Source organism: Xanthomonas sp. 3307 (genome assembly GCF_014199735.1).
GTDB classification, from domain to species: Bacteria; Pseudomonadota; Gammaproteobacteria; order Xanthomonadales; family Xanthomonadaceae; genus Xanthomonas_A; species Xanthomonas_A rydalmerensis.
This window is the reverse complement of record NZ_JACHOG010000003.1, coordinates 235,699-252,566: the sequence shown is the minus strand read 5'-3', so window position 1 is coordinate 252,566 and position 16,868 is coordinate 235,699. Positions and strand designations below refer to the sequence as shown.

The window sequence follows — 16,868 nt, the reverse complement described above, 5'->3', positions numbered from 1 at the left end:
CCAGGGCCGCCGCGGCCGCCGCCTCCCGGCGGTCACACGCCGCTACCGGAACGGCGGCTACCCTCGGCGCTCCCGTCCCCACGCGCAGGAGCCGCCATGCACTATGAGCTTTACTACTGGACCGGCATCCAGGGCCGCGGCGAGTTCGTGCGGCTGGCGTTGGAGGATGCCGGCGCCGGCTATCGCGACGTGGCCCGCGAGCAGGGCGACGCGGCGATGCAGCCCTTCCTCGACGGCGCTCATGCCGGTGCGCGCCCATTCGCGCCACCGTTCCTCAAGGCCGGCCGGCTGGTGATCGCGCAGGTCGCCAACATCCTGCACTTCCTCGGTCCATCGCTGGGCCTGGTGCCGGACAGCGAATCGCGGCGACTGCAGGCGCTGCAACTGCAATTGACCATCGCCGACCTGGTCACCGAAATCCACGACAGCCACCACCCCATCGCCAGCGGGCTGTACTACGAAGACCAGCAAGCCGAAGCGCGGCGCCGCGCCGAGGACCTGCGCACGCAGCGGCTGCCGAAGTTCCTGGGCTATTTCGAGCAGGTGCTGGACCAGGGCGGCGGGCGCCACGCGCTGCGCGAGCATTCCTACGTGGATCTGTCGTTGTTCCAACTGATGAGCGGGCTGGACTACGCGTTCCCGCAGGCGATGAAACGGCTCTCGCCGAAGTTGCCGCGGCTGCGCGCGTTGCAGCAGCGCGTGTGCGAGCGTCCGGGCATCGCCGCCTACCTGGCCTCGCCACGGCGCCTGCCGTTCAACGAGAACGGCATCTTCCGGCATTACCCGGAGTTGGATGGTTGAGCGGGGCTGCGCGTCCGGCATCGGCCTGCCACGTCCGTTGAAAAACAGCCGTCATGCCGTGGTGATCTCCCACTTGGCAATGACAGGGATGGTGTAGCGCGTCGGGACTGAAGTCCCTCCCACAAGGGCGCTTCAGGCGTGGCCATATGCGCTTCCCGCCGGAGCGGCTCGACATGGCCTCGGGCCATCGGCCGCGACGGGCGTTACCGGTAATGCCCATCGCGGCTGAAGCCGCTCCTACAAAAAACAAAAGACCCGCAGACGCGGCCGCATGGCGCGGTAGGCGCCTCCCCTGGATCGCCCTGTCGCTCAGGTCCGCGTCAGCGCCTCGCGCACCGCACGCAATTGCGCCTTGACCGCAGCGGCCTGGGTCGGGCCCATGCGCAGCAGCGCCTTCTGCCCGATCGACAGCGACTCCAGCGCCGGATCGACGAAGCCGTACTTGCCGCGCACCGGATCGACCGCCACCGCCAGCGGACCCTTCGGCGTCGGGGTCTGCAGCAGATGGTCGATCACCTGCACCAGGCGATCGTTGAAGTAGCCCTGCGGATAGCCCAGTTCCACGTAGGCCTGCTGGAACAGCGGATAGAAGCGCCGGTAGGCCGCCACCGCCGTCGCCGGATCGGCGCGGGTGAACGCCTCCACGTAGGGCGCATAGCGTTGTGCGTTGGCGTCGGCAATCACACTGACGCCGCTCGCGTCGGTACTTACCTGCAGCTCGCCCGGCACCGGCTTGAGCGCCAGCGCGCGCGAGGTGACGCGGCGCTGGGTCAGGTTGTCGACCATGGTCACCAGGCGCTGGATCAGGTGGTCGCGCAGCAGCAGCGCCAGCGGCCCATCGCCGCCGGCCAGCGCGCTCAGTGCCGCCCAGGCGGCATCGTCGCTGGCGGACAGGGCCGGAATCGCCGCATCGGCGGCTTCCGCCGCATCGATGGGGTGCTGGATCGGCGGTGGCGTTGCGGCCGCGGCCGGCGCGTCGGGTGCTGCAGGCGGGGCGGCGGCGGGCGCTGGCGCGGCCGCGGCAGGTGCCGGCGCGGCGGTGGGCCACAGCGCCGCGATGTTGTCGCGGAACAACCACGCCGCGGCGGCGGCCACCAGCACGGCGACCAGGATCCACGGCCAGAACGAATGACGCGGCTGCATGGGATGCACATCTCCATTGGACAGTGAAGGTGTGACCGCGGCGGTGCGCCCCGGTTCCAGCGCGGGACGGCCAGCGTTCAGCCTGGGCGCACATCAATCGAAGAACGCTTTCACTGTTGTCGCGGTACGGCGCGCCATGGGAGGTGATGACTGGCAGACCTCAAGCATTCGGTCTGCGACGCATCCTCGCGCCGCAGGGCGCTAGCTGCGCGGCGGCGGGGCACTATCCGGGAGGCCGCAGCGACGCGCGCACCAGCAACGAAGCGACCACGGCCGGCTTGCGATCGAACGGCAGCCGCACGACCACCGCACGCGAGGCGGAAAGCGTGCCGCAGCGCCGCTCACTCCACCAGCACCGCGCGCGGCTTCTGCAGCGAGAGCAGGCCGAGCAGTGCGGCCAGCACCAGGTAGCCGCCGACGAACTGCCAGGCGATCAGCTTCGGCACGCCGCTCAGGGTCCACGGCAGGTACAGGCCGCCGCGCGGGTCCACCGAATGGATCAGCCCGAACAGGGTCAGCCCCGCCGCCACCAGCAGGAACACCGCGGCACGGCGCAGGCGGCCGTCGACCATCGCCGCCACCGTGGCGATCCACAGCATCGCGGTGATGATGAAGCCGTTGCCCAGGGTCAGGATCACCGCCAGTTCCGGCAGCCCGTGGCCATCCAGGGTGGTGGTGAGTTTGGCCAGCTGCTCCGGGGCGATCCAGCCCGGCGCCTTGATCGCCAGCAGGTACGCCACCGACGGCAGGAAACCCAGCACCATCGCCCCGGCGTGGCGCTTGGGCGTGGCCTGGAAGGCCTGGGTGGTGATGTCGATGGCGACGTAGACGATGATCGGCGCGAGCACCGCCATCGGCAGCCACTGCACCAGGCCGGCGACCAGCCCGAACATGCCGCCCAGGCCGATGAACAGGCCGGTCAGCAGGGTGTAGCCGCTGCGTGCGCCCATGTGCTTGTAGGCCGGCTGGCCGATGTACGGCGTGGTCTGGGCGACGCCGCCGCAGACGCCGGCGATCAGGGTCGCGCCGGCTTCGACCAGCAGGATGTCGCGGGTGCGGTAGTCGTCGCCGGCGGCGCGCGCGCTTTCGCTGACGTTGATGCCGCCGACCACCATCAGCAGACCAAACGGCAGCAGCAGCGGCAGCAGCGGCACCGTGTCGGCCAGGCCGGCGACGAAGCCCAGGCTCGGCCACGGCAGCACCAGCTGCGGCGCGATCCACTGCGGCGCCTGGTGGCCGGGAATGCCGAAACCGGCCGCATTGGCCCAGTAATACAGGCCGGTGCCCAGCGCCAGCGCCAGCGGCACGCCGGGCAGGCGCCACGGCAGCCGCCCCTTGGCGATCAGCACGTACAGCAGCAGGCCCAGCACCACCAGCCCGACCAGCGGCGTGCGCAGCGTCTCCAGCAGCGGCAGGAAGCCCATCAGCACGATCGCGATGCCGGCGATGGAGCCGAGCAGCGCGGCGCGCGGCAGCGCGCGGGTCACCGCATCGCCGAAGAACGACAGCACCGTCTTCAGCGCGCCCATCACCACCAGCGCGGCCATGCCCAGGTGCCAGGTGGCCAGCGCCGCGGCCTGCGGATCCAGGCCCTGCTGTTTGTAGCGCACGAAGGCCGGGCCGAGCACCAGCAGGGCCATGCCGATGCTGGTCGGTGCGTCCAGGCCCAGCGGCATCGCGGTCACGTCGCTGCGCCCGCTGCGCGCGGCCAGCCGCCGCGCCATCCACGTGTACAGCAGATTGCCGACCAGCACGCCGAAGGCGGTGCCGGGAATCATCCGGGTGTAGATGACCTCGGCGGGGAACTGGAACAGGCCGACCAGGGCCAGGGTGATGAAACCGAGGATCGACAGGTTGTCGACCACCAGGCCGAAGAAGCCGTTGAGGTCGCCGGCGACGAACCAACGCGGACGCGGCGAGACAGGAGCGGGAGTGGACATGCGGGCAGTGGCGGCGTTGGGAGTCGAGGGATGGTAAGGGGAAGCGGTGCCGCAAGAACGCTGCACGCGCAGGATGCCGTTTTCCGGCGACGGCGCGCCGCTACGGCGACAGCGGCAGATGCAGGAATTGATTGAACGCACTCGGCACGTAGTCGCCGAACGCCGGCCCGTTGCGGAAGCCGCGCCGCCGGTACAACGCCAGCGCCGCCTCGAACGCCGCGCCGCTGCCTGTTTCCAGGCTCAGCCGCGGCAGGCCTTCGGCACGCGCGACCGCGATGAGGTATTCGAGCAGGGCCGCGGCCGCCCCCTGGCGCAGGAACGCCGGGTGCGTGCGCATCGACTTCAGTTCGCCGCCGCCCGCGTCCAGCACGCGCAGCGCACCGACCGCAGCCAGCGCGTCGTCGCGCCACACGCTCCACACCCGCACGTCGGTGCGCCGCAGACCGGCAACATCCAGCGCATACACGCTCCCCGGCGGCGACTGCGCGTGCATCTGCTGCAGGTGGTACTCCAGCAACCCACGCACCGCCGGATCGTCGAGATCACCGGGCCGAATCACGAACGGCCCCACCATCACCGCAGCACCCCGCCCTTGCGAATCCCCAATCCCCACTCACGAATCCCCGCCGTCAAAACGACACGTCCACCGGCGACCGCGCCCACAGCACCGACTGGTGGCCGGTGGCCTGCTTCCACGCCAACCGGATCGCCTCGATGTCGGCGCGGCGCTGCGGCGTGTCCTCGTGCAGGATCACCAGCACCTTGGTGTTGAGCCGGTTCGGCTCCTTGGCGCCGCGGAACAGCCACTGGCCGTAGGCGTCGAACACGGTCAGGCCATCGGGAAAGCGTGGCGTGACCTCCTGGTCCAGGAACGCGCGCCAGCGCGCCTCGCTGATCGGCTCGGCCTGCGGGCGGTCGGCCGGGCCGCTCTCCTCGCCCACGCCGAAGTACAGCTCGCTGCGCACCCAACCACTGGCCTGCCCCGGCCGCGCCGCATCGCCCTGCAGCGTCGCGCTGACCTTGCTCGGCGCGGTGGACGCGGTGGGCGCGACGCTGGCGCAGGCGCTCAGGGCCAGGAGGACGGCGATCAACGGGGCACGCAGCAGCATCGGCAGGGTCTCGGTCGGAACGGAAAGGGAGCAGGCGATCGTAGGCCAGGCGCGGTGCGAGGCCGGATAACTGCCGGGCATGAGCTCATGCCCGAAGCACCGAATACGCGGCTCGCACATCGCCTTAACGTCGGGCTAATATATCGCTTCATCCGGATGGATGCAGCAACCTTTGCCGACCCCAGTCGCCGCCACGGCCGGCGCGGCCGGTCTTGATGGTCATCGTTTCAGGAGAGAACCCCCATGTCGTCCCCGTTCGTCAGGCCGCTGAGCCTGGCCATCGCCCTGGCCCTGGCGGCCCCCGCGTTCGCCCAGGAGGCCGCCCCGGCCACCGCGACCAACCTGGACACGGTCATCGTCACCGGCACCCGCGCCAGCGGCCGCACCGTGCTCGAATCCACCGCCCCGGTGGACGTGCTCAGCGCCGAGGACATCCGCAAGGCCGGCGTGGTCAACGGCGAACTCGGCAGCGCGCTGCAGGCGCTGCTGCCCTCCTTCAACTTCCCGCGCCAGTCCAACTCCGGCGGCGCCGACCACGTGCGCGCCGCGCAGCTGCGCGGACTCTCGCCCGACCAGGTGCTGGTGCTGGTCAACGGCAAGCGCCGCCACACCTCGGCGCTGGTCAACACCGACAGCAAGATCGGCAAGGGCACCACGCCGGTGGACTTCAATGCCATTCCGATCAGCGCGATCAAGCGCATCGAAGTGCTGCGCGACGGTGCCGGCGCGCAGTACGGCTCCGACGCGGTGGCCGGAGTGATCAACGTGATCCTCGACGACGACCCGGACAGCGGCGCGCTGGAGGCCAGCTACGGCGCCAACCACACCGACGTCAAGCCGATCCACCGCACCCTCACCGACGGCCAGACCGGCTATGCCAGCGGCAAGGTCGGCACGCGTCTGGGCGAGGACGGCGGCTTCTTCAAGGTCGGCCTGGAGCTGAAGAACCACGAGGCCACCAACCGCGCCGGCTTCGACCAGATCCCGCCGTTCGAGGAGCAGACCCCGGCCAACCTGGCGCTGGCCGGCAAGCGCAACTATGAACTCGGCGACGGCGCCAGCAAGGACCTCAACGCCTGGATCAACGGCAAGCTGCCGTTCGGCCAGGGCGGCGAGGTTTATGCCTTCGGCACCTACAACCAGCGCGACACGCAGGGCGCCAACTACTTCCGCTACCCCGACGGCGCCGCCAACTGGACCCAGGTGTATCCGCAGGGCTACCGCCCGGTGTCGCTGGGCGAGAACCGCGACCTGCAGGCCGTGCTCGGCGCGCGCGGGCAGTGGGGCGAATGGGCCTACGACGCCAGCCTCGACTACGGCCGCAACGACTTCACCTACCGGCTCAAGCACTCGCTCAACGCCTCGCTGGGCCCGGGTAGCCCGACCCGCTTCAAGACCGGCGACTACGCGTTCGCGCAAGGCGTGGCCAACCTCGACCTGAGCCGCAGCTTCGACGCCGCCGGCGCCACCCACACCGTGGGCACCGGCGTGGAGCTGCGCCGCGAGCACTACCGCACCCGTCCGGGCGACCCGGCCAGCTACGCCGCCGGTCCCTACACCGACCGGCCCACCGGCGCCCAGGCCGGCGGCGGCCTGACCCCGCAGGACGCGGCCGACCTGTCGCGCAACGTCGCCAGCGTCTACGCCAGCGTGTCCAGCCAGTTCGGCGACAAGCTCTCCACCGACCTGGCCGCGCGCTACGAGCACTACCAGGACTTCGGCGGCGAACTGACCGGCAAGCTGGCCGCGCGCTACGAGTTCGTCCCGGCGTTCGCCCTGCGCGGCGCGATCTCCAACAACTTCCGCGCACCGTCCTTGAGCCAGATCGGCTACGAGGCCAGTTCCACCGGCTACAACGCCAACGGGCAGCTGCTGCAGGGCCGCCTGCTCTCGGTCGACAACCCGATCGCGCAGGCGCTGGGCGCCCGCACGCTGCAGCCGGAAAAGTCGCGCAACTACAGCCTGGGCTTCACCAGCCGCGTCGGCAGCCACTTCGACCTGTCGCTGGACCTGTTCCAGATCGACATCGACAAGCGCATCGCGCTGTCGGAAAGCATCGACGGCGACGCCCTGACCGACTTCGTCGCGCAGCGCTTCGGCATCACCGGCCTGCAGAGCGCCAGCTTCTTCGTCAACGCCGCCGACACCCGCACCCGCGGCGCCGAGCTGGTCAGCAACTGGCGGCAGGCGCTAGGCCAGGGCCAACTGCAGTTGACCGGCACCTGGAGCTACGCCAAGACCGAGCTGGAGAACGTCGTGGCCACGCCGGCACAGTTGCTGGCGCTGAATCCGGACTACGTGCTGTTCGGCGTGGAAGAGCGCAACACCCTGACCGAGGCGACCCCGCGCACCCGCGCGCAGCTGGCGGCGAACTGGAGCGACACGCGCTGGTCGCTGCAGACCCGTGTCACCCGCTACGGCAGCGCCACCCGCGTGTTCGACTTCGGCGACGGCTTCGCCCCGGAGCAGACCTACCGCGCCAAGTGGCAACTCGACGCCGAGGTCGAATACCACCTCACCCCGCAGTGGAGCGTGGCGGTGGGCGGCCAGAACCTCACCGACGCCTACGCCGACCGCTCCAAACCGGACATCGCCTACTTCGGCAACCTGCCCTACGACGTGCTGTCGCCGATCGGCAGCAACGGCGCTTACTACTATGGGCGGGTGCGGTACACCTTCTGACTGAGGTGCCGGGATTGGGGAGTCGGGATTGGGGAGTCGCAAAAACAGCCGGGATTCGGGAGTGGGGATTGGGGATTCGTAAAAGCGGCGCGTCGGCACTCGTGGAGCGCTACCCAAGCACGAATCTCCACTCCCAATCCCGGCATCTGCAGACAACCGCAGCCGCTGGGCGCCCGCTGTTGCGAATCCCCAATCCCCACTCCCGAATCCCCGCCCCCAATCCACCTGGCGCTAACGCTGTCTCGTTCATCATGGCCTGATGGCAGACGCGCTCCCCCTCCGACCGCCGCCGCCGCGTCTGGACGATGCCTGCGCATTGTTCCTGGACGTGGACGGCACCCTCATCGCCTTTGCCGAACGCCCCGACCAGGTGCAGTTGCTGCCCGAGGTCCGCGAGGCGATCGGCCGCCTGCACCAGCGCCTCGGTGGCGCGGTGGCGCTGGTCAGCGGACGTCCGCTGACGCAGCTCGACGCGTTGTTCGCGCCGCTGCGGCTGCCCGCCGCCGGCTTGCACGGCCATGAGCTGCGCAGCGACGCCGACGCGCAGGCGGCGATGCCCGCCGAGACCTCCGACTTTCTCCATGCGCTGCATGCGCGCGCCGCGCACCTGCGCCAGGCGCATCCGGGCGTGCTGGTCGAAGACAAGGGCGCCAGCATGGCGCTGCATTGGCGTGCGGCACCGAGCGCGGCCGACGCGGTGCTGGCGTTCGCGCACGAACACATCGCCGACCTGCCCGGCTACCGCCTGCAGCCCGGCGACCACGTGGTCGAGTTCGTGCCCGAGGGCAGCGACAAGGGCGTGGCGCTGACCACGCTGCTGCAGCAGCCGCCGTTCCGCGGGCGCCGCCCGGTGTTCGTCGGCGACGATCTCACCGACGAATTCGGCTTCGCCGCGGCCAACCAGGCCGGCGGCTGGAGCGTGCTGGTCGGCACCCGCGCCGACAGCGTCGCCACCTATGCGCTGCCCGATCCACACGGCGTACACGCCTGGCTGCGCGATAACGCCGGATGAGGGCGCCACCGCGCCCGCCCGCCTGCGCCCCGTGGCCGCTTCCCCCACTGCTTCCGCACAAGGACCCGTCCGCTCCATGAGTTCCCCCAATCTCGACCTCGGCGTCATCGGCAACGGCAGCTTCGGCGCCCTGATCGACAAACGGGCCAGCGTGGTGTGGAGCTGCCTGCCGGCCTTCGACGGCGATCCGGCGTTCTGCGCCCTGCTTTCCCCGCGCGCGCATCCCGGCGGCGATTTCAGCATCGAGCTGGAAGATTTCGTCGACAGCGACCAACACTACCTGGCCAATACCGCGATCCTGCGCACGGTGCTGCGCGACGCCCATGGCGGCGCGGTGGAGGTGATCGACTTCGCGCCGCGCTGGCGCAACCACGGCCGCTTCTACCGCCCGGTCAGCATCATCCGCCAGGTACGGCCGCTGGCCGGTAACCCGCGCATCCGCGTGCTGGCCAGGCCGCTGGCCGACTGGGGCGCGCGCCAGCCGGAGCGCACCTGGGGCAGCAACCACGTGCGCTGGCTGCTGCCGGACTTCACCCTGCGCCTGACCACCGACGTGCCGGTGCGCTTCATCCGCGACGAGCTGCCGTTCGTGCTCAACCACCCGGTCAACCTGATGCTGGGCGTGGACGAATCGCTGACCCGTTCGCTCACCGGCTACATCCAGGAAGCACAGGAGCGCACCGAGGAATACTGGCGCGAGTGGGTGCGCTACCTGTCGGTGCCGCTGGACTGGCAGGACGCGGTGATCCGCAGCGCGATCACCCTGAAGCTGTGCCAGTACGAGGACAGCGGCGCGATCATCGCGGCGATGACCACCTCCATCCCGGAAGCGCCGGACACCCCGCGCAACTGGGACTACCGCTATTGCTGGCTGCGCGATGCCGCCTTCGTGGTGCGCGCGCTGAACCGGCTCGGCGCCACCCGCACCATGGAGCAGTTCCTCGGCTACATCTTCAACATCGCCACCACCGACGGCAGCCTGCAGCCGCTGTACGGCATCGGCTTCGAGGCGGCGCTGGAAGAACACGAGGTCGAGTCGCTGGCCGGCTACCGCGGCATGGGCCCGGTGCGGCGCGGCAACCTGGCCTGGATCCAGAAGCAGCACGACGTGTACGGCAGCGTGGTGCTGGCCTCCACCCAGCTGTTCTTCGACCTGCGCCTGAAGGATCCCGGCGACACCCACACCTTCCTGCGCCTGGAACCGCTGGGCGAGCGCGCGTTCGAACTGCACGACGTGCCCGACGCCGGCCTGTGGGAATTCCGCGGCCGCGCCGAGGTGCACACCTACACCAGCGCGATGTGCTGGGCCGCCTGCGACCGCCTGGCCAAGATCGCCGCACGGCTGGGCCTGGACGAGCGCGTGGCGCACTGGCGCGAACGCGCCGACCGCATCCACGCGCGCGTGCTGGCCGAGGCCTGGAACGCGGAGCTGGGGCACTTTACCGACACCTTCAACGGCCACCGGCTGGACGCCTCGCTGCTGTTGCTGGCGGACATCGGCTTCATCGCCCCGGACGATCCGCGCTTCATCGCCACGGTCGAGGCGATCGGCCGCGACCTCAAGCATGGCGATGCGCTGTACCGCTACGTGGCGCCGGACGATTTCGGCGAACCGGAGACCAGCTTCACCATCTGCACGTTCTGGTACATCGATGCATTGGCCGCGATCGGCCGCAAGGACGAGGCGCGCGAACTGTTCGAGCGCATCCTCGCCCGGCGCAATCACCTGGGCCTGCTGTCGGAGGATCTGGCCTTCGACAACGGCGAGGCCTGGGGCAATTTCCCGCAGACCTATTCGCATGTCGGCCTGATCATCGCCGCCATGCGCTTGTCGCGCAGTTGGCAGGAGGCATCATGAGCAGATTGGTGGTGGTATCCAACCGTGTGGCCTTGCCCGGCGAGAACCGCGCCGGCGGCCTGGCGGTGGGCTTGCTGGCGGCGCTGAAGGAGCGCGGCGGCGTGTGGTTCGGCTGGAGCGGCAAGACCGTGCGCGGCGACAGCGGCGCCATGCACGAACAGACCCAGGGCGATATCCGCTTCGTCACCATGGACCTGAATCGCGCCGACCTGGACGCCTACTACAACGGTTTCGCCAACCGCACGCTGTGGCCGCTGCTGCACTTCCGCCTGGACCTGGTCGACTACGACCGCGCCACGCGCGAAGGCTACCGCCGGGTCAACGCCATGTTCGCCGACAAGCTCGCGCCAATGCTGCGCGAGGACGACACGGTGTGGATCCACGACTATCACCTGATTCCGCTGGCCTCGCTGCTGCGCGAACGCGGCATCGGCTGCCGCATCGGGTTCTTCCTGCACGTGCCGTTCCCCTCGGCCGACCTGATCCAGGCGCTGCCGGACCACGCACGACTGTTCTCCGGCTTCTACGCCTACGACCTGATCGGCTTCCAGACCCGCCGCGACGTCGACCGCTTCCAGGCCTACGTGCGCCTGTTCGGCGGCGGCAAGGTGATCAAGGACGGCGTGCTGGAAGCCCCGGGCGGCCGCCGCTTCCGCGCCGCGATGTTCCCGATCGGCATCGACACCAACCTGATCGCGCAGCAGGCGCGCGCGGCAGTGAGCAAGCCGGCGGTACGCGATTTGCGCAACAGTCTGCGCGATCGCCAGCTGGCGATCGGCGTGGACCGGCTGGACTACTCCAAGGGCCTGCCGGAACGTTTCCTCGGCTTCGAACGCTACCTGGAACGGCATGCCGACCAGCGCGGCAGCCTCACCTACCTGCAGATCGCCCCGGTCTCGCGCGGCGACGTCACCGAATACAAGCAGCTGCGCAACCAGCTCGAACAGATCGCCGGGCACATCAACGGCGGCCATGCCGAGCCGGACTGGACCCCGCTGCGCTACGTCAACCGCAACTTCACCCACGCCACCCTGACCGGCTTCTACCGCGCCGCGCAGGTCGGCCTGGTGACGCCGCTGCGCGACGGCATGAACCTGGTGGCCAAGGAGTACGTGGCCGCGCAGGATCCGGAGAATCCCGGCGTGCTGGTGCTGTCGCTGCTGGCCGGCGCCGCCGACGAACTGAAGGAAGCGCTGCTGGTCAATCCGCACGACCTGGACGGCGTCGCCGACGCCATCGCCACCGGCGCCTCGTTGCCCAAGGCCAAGCGCATCGAACGCTGGCAGGCGATGATGGACCACCTGCGCAAGCACGACATCAATGCCTGGCGCCAGCGCTATCTGCAGGCGCTGGAAAGCCTGCGTTAGCGGCGGCGCGCTTTCGCACGACGCGCGGCCGGCCCCTGCGCGCCGCGCGCTCCCCGCGAGATATCGCCATGCGGCGTCCACCACGGCGCCGCATGACGCAGTGTTCCGCGTGCCATCACGGCCCGACGACCTGCGCCGCTTAAAATAGCCCCACGCGCCGCGCCGGTTCTATGCTTTCCGAGAACGCAGCGGCGCGGTCGCTGCCTTGCGATGCGCGCCGTCCTCGCGGCCCCGCCCTCGCCTCTCCCCCCACGATCCGCCTGCACCGCCGCCATTCGCGCCACGCGCCAGGGATCCTCGTCGGATGTTTCGCTCATGACTGCTTCTTCCTCCCCACACGGACCCGGTCGCTGGCTGTTCGCCGGCTACGCCGTCCTCATCGCCGTGATCGGCGTCGCGCTCGCCGTCATGGGCGGGCAACTCGTCGCCGTCGGCGGCTCCTGGTACTACCTGCTCGCCGGCGTGGCACTCGCCGTGTCCGGCTTGCTGCTCGCGCTCGGCCGCCGCGTCGGCCTGTGGCTGTTCGGCGTGACCCTGGCCGCGACCATCGCCTGGGCCCTGGCCGAGGTCGGCCTGGACGGCTGGGCGCTGATCCCGCGCCTGGCGATGATCTCGGTGCTCGGCCTGCTGCTGTTGCCGTTCTGGAAGGTCGCACGCTGGCGTCTGGCGCCCGTCTCCGGCATCGGCTATCTGGTGGTCGCCGGCGTGCTGCCGGTGCTGGGCGCGGCCCTGGTGTTCGCGCCGCTGCTGTTCCCGCGCACGGTGGAACTGGCCGATCCCAGCCTGGCCGCGCAGCGCCCGCAGGCCGCCTTCAGCCGCGCCACGGTGAACAGCCCCGATGGCAACGTCGCCGGCAACCACGACGCCGGCAACTGGACCGCCTATGCCGGGTCCAACCTGTCCAACCACTACAGCCCCGGCGCGCAGATCACCCCGGACAACGTCAAGGATCTGAAGGTCGCCTGGGAATTCCACACCGGCGACCTCAAGCCGGCCGGTTCCAAGCTCGGCTACGCGTTCCAGAACACCCCGCTGAAGGTCGGCGACCTGGTCTACATCTGCACGCCCACGCAGAAGGTGATCGCGGTCGAGGCCACCACCGGCAAGGAGCGCTGGCGCTTCGATCCGCAGACCAATCCGAAGGCGATGGCCGGCGTCGCCGCCACCACCTGCCGCGGCGTGTCCTATTTCGAGGCGCCCACCCCGGTCGCCGAATGCGCCAAGCGCATCTTCTGGCCGATGGTGGACGGGCGCCTGGGCGCGCTCGACGCACTCACCGGCAAGCTGTGCGATAGCTTCGGCACGCACGGCTACGTCGACCTGAACAAGGACACCGGCAACACCAAGCCCGGCTTCGTCGGCCCCACCTCGCCGCCGGTGGTGATGCGCGGCGTGGTGATCCAGCCCACCGGGCAGATCCGCGACGGCCAGGAACGCGACGCGCCGTCCGGCGTGGTACGCGCTTTCGACGCGATCAGCGGGCAGCTGCGCTGGGCCTGGGACCTCGGCAATCCGGCGATCGACGCGGCGCCGCCGGCCGGCCAGACCTACACCCGCTCGACCCCGAACGTGTGGTCGCTGATGGCCGCCGACGACCAGTTGGGCCTGGTCTACCTGCCGACCGGCAACGCCTCCGGCGATTTCTTCGGCAAGCAGCGCACGCCGCAGGAAGAGGAGTACACCGCCTCGCTGGTCGCGCTGGATGCGGCCACCGGCAAGGAGCGCTGGCATTTCCGCACCATCAACCACGACCTGTGGGACTACGACATCGGCCCGCAGCCGAACCTGGTGGATTTCCCGGTGCCCGGCGGCGGCACCCGCCCGGCGGTGATCCAGGCCACCAAGTCCGGCCAGGTGTTCGTGCTCGACCGCGAGACCGGCGCGCCGATCATGCCGGTGCAGCAGCTCCCGGTGCCGCAGGGCACCGACCACGGCGACTGGACCGCCAAGACCCAGCCGGTGTCGCCGGGCATGCCCAACACCGTGGGCGCGCCGAGCAAGGACTACGAGACCCTCGTCGAATCCGACGCCTGGGGCATCACCCCGTTTGACCAACTGGTATGCCGCATCCAGTTCAAGCGGCTGCGCTACGAGGGCATGTTCACCCCGCCCAGCCTGGGCGGCTCGCTGGCCTTCACCGGCAACCACGGCGGCATCAACTGGGGCGGCGTGTCGGTGGACCTGCAGCGCGGCATCATGGTGATGAACAGCAATCGCCTGCCGTACACCGAACACGTGTATCCGCGCCAGGAAATGCAGGCGCTGGGCGTGGTGTCTGTGTTCAACGGCAAGAGCAAGACGCCGGGCTACATGGCCCAGGAAGGCCTGCCCTACGGCGCGCGCAAGGAGCCGTGGATGTCGCCGCTGAACACCCCGTGCGTGGCGCCGCCGTGGGGCTATATCTCCGGCGTGGACCTGCGCACCCAGCAGGTGATCTGGCGGCGTCCGCTGGGCACCGGCTACGACCAGGGCCCGATGGGCATTCCGTCGAAGATGAAGTTCGAGCTCGGCACGCCCAACAACAGCGGCTCGCTAGCCACCGCCGGCGGCGTGACCTTCATCGGCGCGGCGCTGGACGACTTCCTGCGCGGCTACGACACCCAGACCGGCAAGCTGCTGTGGGAGGTGCGCGTGCCGGCCGGTCCGCAGGCCGCGCCGCTGAGCTACACGGTCGATGGCAAGCAGTACATCGTCGCCGCGATCGGCGGCCACGACCGCATGGACACCAAGGCCGGCGACAGCGTGATCGCCTGGACCCTGCCCGACGCAGCGACGCCGGCGAAGTAAGCAGCCCGCCCCGTACCACCCCGCCACCGGCCGCGCAGATGCGGCCGGTGGCGATGACGGCCTGCCCGGCCATGGCCGGGCCGGCACGCTCGCCTGGCCGACCGCACGTCCGCCCGCGACGCCCATCCTGCTGCAGCGCAGCACGTACCTTGCCCAGCGGGCGACGGGTGTCCAGGCCATGTGAAGTTTCCGACGAACGGCAGGCGCCTGCGATCAAGCACGCCTGGCGATGCGCCGATACTGGGTGTACCCCCCGCGAGATCGCGTCGCCCCGCGGCGTTGCCCGTTGTTTCCCAACCGGTGCACACCATGCCCTCGCCATCTGCCGCTCTCCGCCCGACCTCCCCTTCCTGGCTGCGCCCGCATTCGGCGCTGCTCGCCCTCGCCCATGTGCTGGTGCTGCTGGCGCTGGCCGGCTATGCCGTGCATGTCGGCCGCACCGCCGGGCCGACCGGATCGGCGCTGCCGCGCTTGCTACCAGCACTGCTGGGTGCCGCAGCCGTGGCGGCGACGCTGGCCTGGGCCGGCAGACGCAGCGCGCCGCGCTCGCTGGAGCGGGCCACGCAGGCGCTGCAGGCGCTCGGCGAAGGCCGCTTCGAGCAGCGTGTGGACCTGACCGGCGACGCCGCCGAGGTGGCGCTGTTGCGCGCGGTGCAGCACGCGCAGCAGGCGCTGGCCGCGCGCCAGGCGCAGACCGAAGCGGAACTGCAGCATGGCCGCTTCGTCATCCAGGCGCTGGACGATCTCGACACCATGGTGCGCATCGCCGACGACGATGGCCGCGTGCATTTCGCCAACCGCAAGCTGCTGCAGATGCTGCGCACCATCGAGCCGGACGTGCAGCGCTTCCGCCCGGAATTTCGTGCCGAACAGTTCGTCGGCGGCAGCATCGGCGACATCTACCCGGACAGCCAGGCGGCGATCGACCGCATGCGCGCGCTGACCGGCTCCAAGCGCGTACGTGCGCCGTTCTTCGGCCGCCAGATCGATTTCGTGTACAGCCCGATCAACGGCGCCGACGGCCGCCGCCTGGGCACCATCGCGCAATGGGAGGAAGTGACCGCACAGGTCGCCGCCGAACAGGCGCTGGCGACGGTGATCGAGGCCGCCGCGCGTGGCGATTTCAGCCAGCGCATCGACACTGCGGCGATGGACGGGGTGCTCAAGTCGCTGGCCGAAGGCGTCAACCGGATCGCCGACGCGGTGGAGCGCAACCTGGCGGAACTGGCCGGGGCGCTGACGGCGCTGGCCGAGGGCGACCTCACCCACCGCGTCGACGGCCAGGCGCAGGGCGTGTTCGCACGGTTGCGCGATGACACCAACCGCACCGTCGCCAAGCTCACCGAGATCATCGTCGGCATCCAGGACGCGGCCGAGACCATCCGCCGCGCCGCCTCCGAGATCGCCGCGGGCAACACCGACCTGTCCGATCGCACCGAACAGCAGGCGGCGAGCCTGGAAGAGACCGCCAGTTCGATGGAGGAACTGACCTCGGCGGTGAAGCAGAACGCCGACAACGCGCAGCAGGCCAACGGCCTGGTGCAGAACACCGGCGAGGTCGCCCGTTCCGGCGGCCAGGTGATGGACGAGGTGGTGGCGACGATGCGCGCGATCAGCGCCTCCTCGCAGCGCATCGGCGAGATCATCGGCGTGATCGACGGGATCGCCTTCCAGACCAACATCCTGGCGCTCAACGCCGCGGTGGAGGCGGCGCGCGCCGGCGAACAGGGCCGCGGCTTCGCCGTGGTCGCCGCGGAAGTGCGCTCGCTGGCGCAGCGCTCGGCCGATGCGGCCAAGGAGATCAAGGACCTGATCGAGGCATCGACGCGCACCGTCGGCGAAGGCGCGGCGCTGGTCAACCGCGCCGGCGCCACCATGCACGAGATCGTCGGCTCGGTGCAGCGCGTGACCGGCCTGATCGGCGAGATCAGCGCCGCCAGCGGCGAGCAGTCCAGCGGCATCGAACAGGTCAACCGCACCGTGGCGCAGCTGGACGAAGTGACCCAGCGCAATGCCGCCCTGGTCGAGGAAGCCACCGCCGCCGCGCGCAGCATGGAGGAACAGGCTGGCGGCCTGGCCGCCGCGGTCGGCGTGTTCCGCCTCGACAGCGGCCGCGCCGGCGGTACCGACGGCAAGGTGGTGCCGTTCGCGCGCGGCAGCGGCTGAGCC

The 16,868-nt window shown here is 70.2% G+C and carries 11 protein-coding genes; 7 read left to right on the top strand and 4 right to left on the bottom strand.

What is annotated here, in order from left to right; all coding sequences use genetic code 11:
• Positions 1–96 precede the first annotated feature (96 nt).
• A complete protein-coding gene (locus GGR64_RS09735) occupies positions 97–801 on the top strand; it encodes a glutathione S-transferase (protein ID WP_184645500.1) in 705 nt (234 codons plus the stop codon).
• 309 nt (positions 802–1,110) lie between these two features.
• On the opposite strand, the gene GGR64_RS09730 is transcribed toward GGR64_RS09735, so the two are convergent.
• The 4 genes from GGR64_RS09730 to GGR64_RS09715 all read right to left on the bottom strand — a co-directional run bounded on the left by GGR64_RS09730 (position 1,111) and on the right by GGR64_RS09715 (position 4,993).
• The gene (locus GGR64_RS09730; protein WP_184645498.1) at positions 1,111–1,944 is read right to left on the bottom strand and encodes a DUF3014 domain-containing protein; all 834 of its coding nucleotides are present in this window, start codon (positions 1,942–1,944) and stop codon (positions 1,111–1,113) included.
• A 341-nt stretch (positions 1,945–2,285) separates the two neighbouring features.
• Positions 2,286–3,884 (bottom strand): hypothetical protein, encoded by a 1,599-nt coding sequence (locus tag GGR64_RS09725; protein ID WP_160969114.1) that lies wholly within the window; start codon positions 3,882–3,884, stop codon positions 2,286–2,288.
• A gap of 100 nt (positions 3,885–3,984) precedes the next feature.
• Complete coding sequence (locus GGR64_RS09720) at positions 3,985–4,443, bottom strand: GNAT family N-acetyltransferase (RefSeq protein WP_326520326.1); 459 nt, start codon at positions 4,441–4,443, stop codon at positions 3,985–3,987.
• 70 nt (positions 4,444–4,513) lie between these two features.
• Positions 4,514–4,993: a DUF3574 domain-containing protein gene (locus GGR64_RS09715; RefSeq protein WP_184645885.1), complete on the bottom strand. Its 480-nt coding sequence runs from the start codon at positions 4,991–4,993 to the stop codon at positions 4,514–4,516.
• Between the two features lie 243 nt (positions 4,994–5,236).
• Here GGR64_RS09715 and GGR64_RS09710 point away from each other — a divergent pair, with 243 nt between their 5' ends.
• The 6 genes from GGR64_RS09710 (at position 5,237) to GGR64_RS09685 (ending at position 16,865) form a co-directional block, all read left to right on the top strand.
• Positions 5,237–7,675, top strand: coding sequence for a TonB-dependent receptor (locus tag GGR64_RS09710; RefSeq protein ID WP_184645494.1), 2,439 nt, complete (start codon positions 5,237–5,239; stop codon positions 7,673–7,675).
• Positions 7,676–7,934: 259 nt separating this feature from the next.
• Positions 7,935–8,687: a trehalose-phosphatase gene (gene otsB / locus GGR64_RS09705; RefSeq protein ID WP_184645492.1), complete on the top strand. Its 753-nt coding sequence runs from the start codon at positions 7,935–7,937 to the stop codon at positions 8,685–8,687.
• A 76-nt stretch (positions 8,688–8,763) separates the two neighbouring features.
• Entirely contained in the window at positions 8,764–10,545 is a 1,782-nt protein-coding gene (locus tag GGR64_RS09700) for a glycoside hydrolase family 15 protein (protein WP_184645490.1), read from the top strand.
• Positions 10,542–11,912 (top strand): alpha,alpha-trehalose-phosphate synthase (UDP-forming), encoded by a 1,371-nt coding sequence (gene otsA, locus GGR64_RS09695; protein ID WP_160970931.1) that lies wholly within the window; start codon positions 10,542–10,544, stop codon positions 11,910–11,912. The genes GGR64_RS09700 and otsA overlap by 4 nt, the downstream gene beginning before the upstream one ends.
• Before the next feature lie 354 nt (positions 11,913–12,266).
• Entirely contained in the window at positions 12,267–14,699 is a 2,433-nt protein-coding gene (locus GGR64_RS09690; protein ID WP_184645883.1) for a membrane-bound PQQ-dependent dehydrogenase, glucose/quinate/shikimate family, read from the top strand.
• Positions 14,700–15,008: 309 nt separating this feature from the next.
• A complete protein-coding gene (locus tag GGR64_RS09685; RefSeq protein WP_184645488.1) occupies positions 15,009–16,865 on the top strand; it encodes a methyl-accepting chemotaxis protein in 1,857 nt (618 codons plus the stop codon).
• The last annotated feature ends 3 nt before the right edge of the window (positions 16,866–16,868 follow it).

Excerpts from the sequence above, each read along its gene's own strand:
- GGR64_RS09730 (WP_184645498.1), bottom strand. The coding sequence starts at position 1,944 with ATGCAGCCGCGTCATTCGTTCTGGCCGTGGATCCTGGTCGCCGTGCTG.
- GGR64_RS09735 (WP_184645500.1), top strand. The coding sequence starts at position 97 with ATGCACTATGAGCTTTACTACTGGACCGGCATCCAGGGCCGCGGCGAG.
- GGR64_RS09725 (WP_160969114.1), bottom strand. The coding sequence starts at position 3,884 with ATGTCCACTCCCGCTCCTGTCTCGCCGCGTCCGCGTTGGTTCGTCGCC.
- otsA (WP_160970931.1), top strand. The coding sequence starts at position 10,542 with ATGAGCAGATTGGTGGTGGTATCCAACCGTGTGGCCTTGCCCGGCGAG.
- GGR64_RS09710 (WP_184645494.1), top strand. The coding sequence starts at position 5,237 with ATGTCGTCCCCGTTCGTCAGGCCGCTGAGCCTGGCCATCGCCCTGGCC.
- GGR64_RS09715 (WP_184645885.1), bottom strand. The coding sequence starts at position 4,993 with ATGCTGCTGCGTGCCCCGTTGATCGCCGTCCTCCTGGCCCTGAGCGCC.
- otsB (WP_184645492.1), top strand. The coding sequence starts at position 7,935 with ATGGCAGACGCGCTCCCCCTCCGACCGCCGCCGCCGCGTCTGGACGAT.
- GGR64_RS09685 (WP_184645488.1), top strand. The coding sequence starts at position 15,009 with ATGCCCTCGCCATCTGCCGCTCTCCGCCCGACCTCCCCTTCCTGGCTG.
- GGR64_RS09700 (WP_184645490.1), top strand. The coding sequence starts at position 8,764 with ATGAGTTCCCCCAATCTCGACCTCGGCGTCATCGGCAACGGCAGCTTC.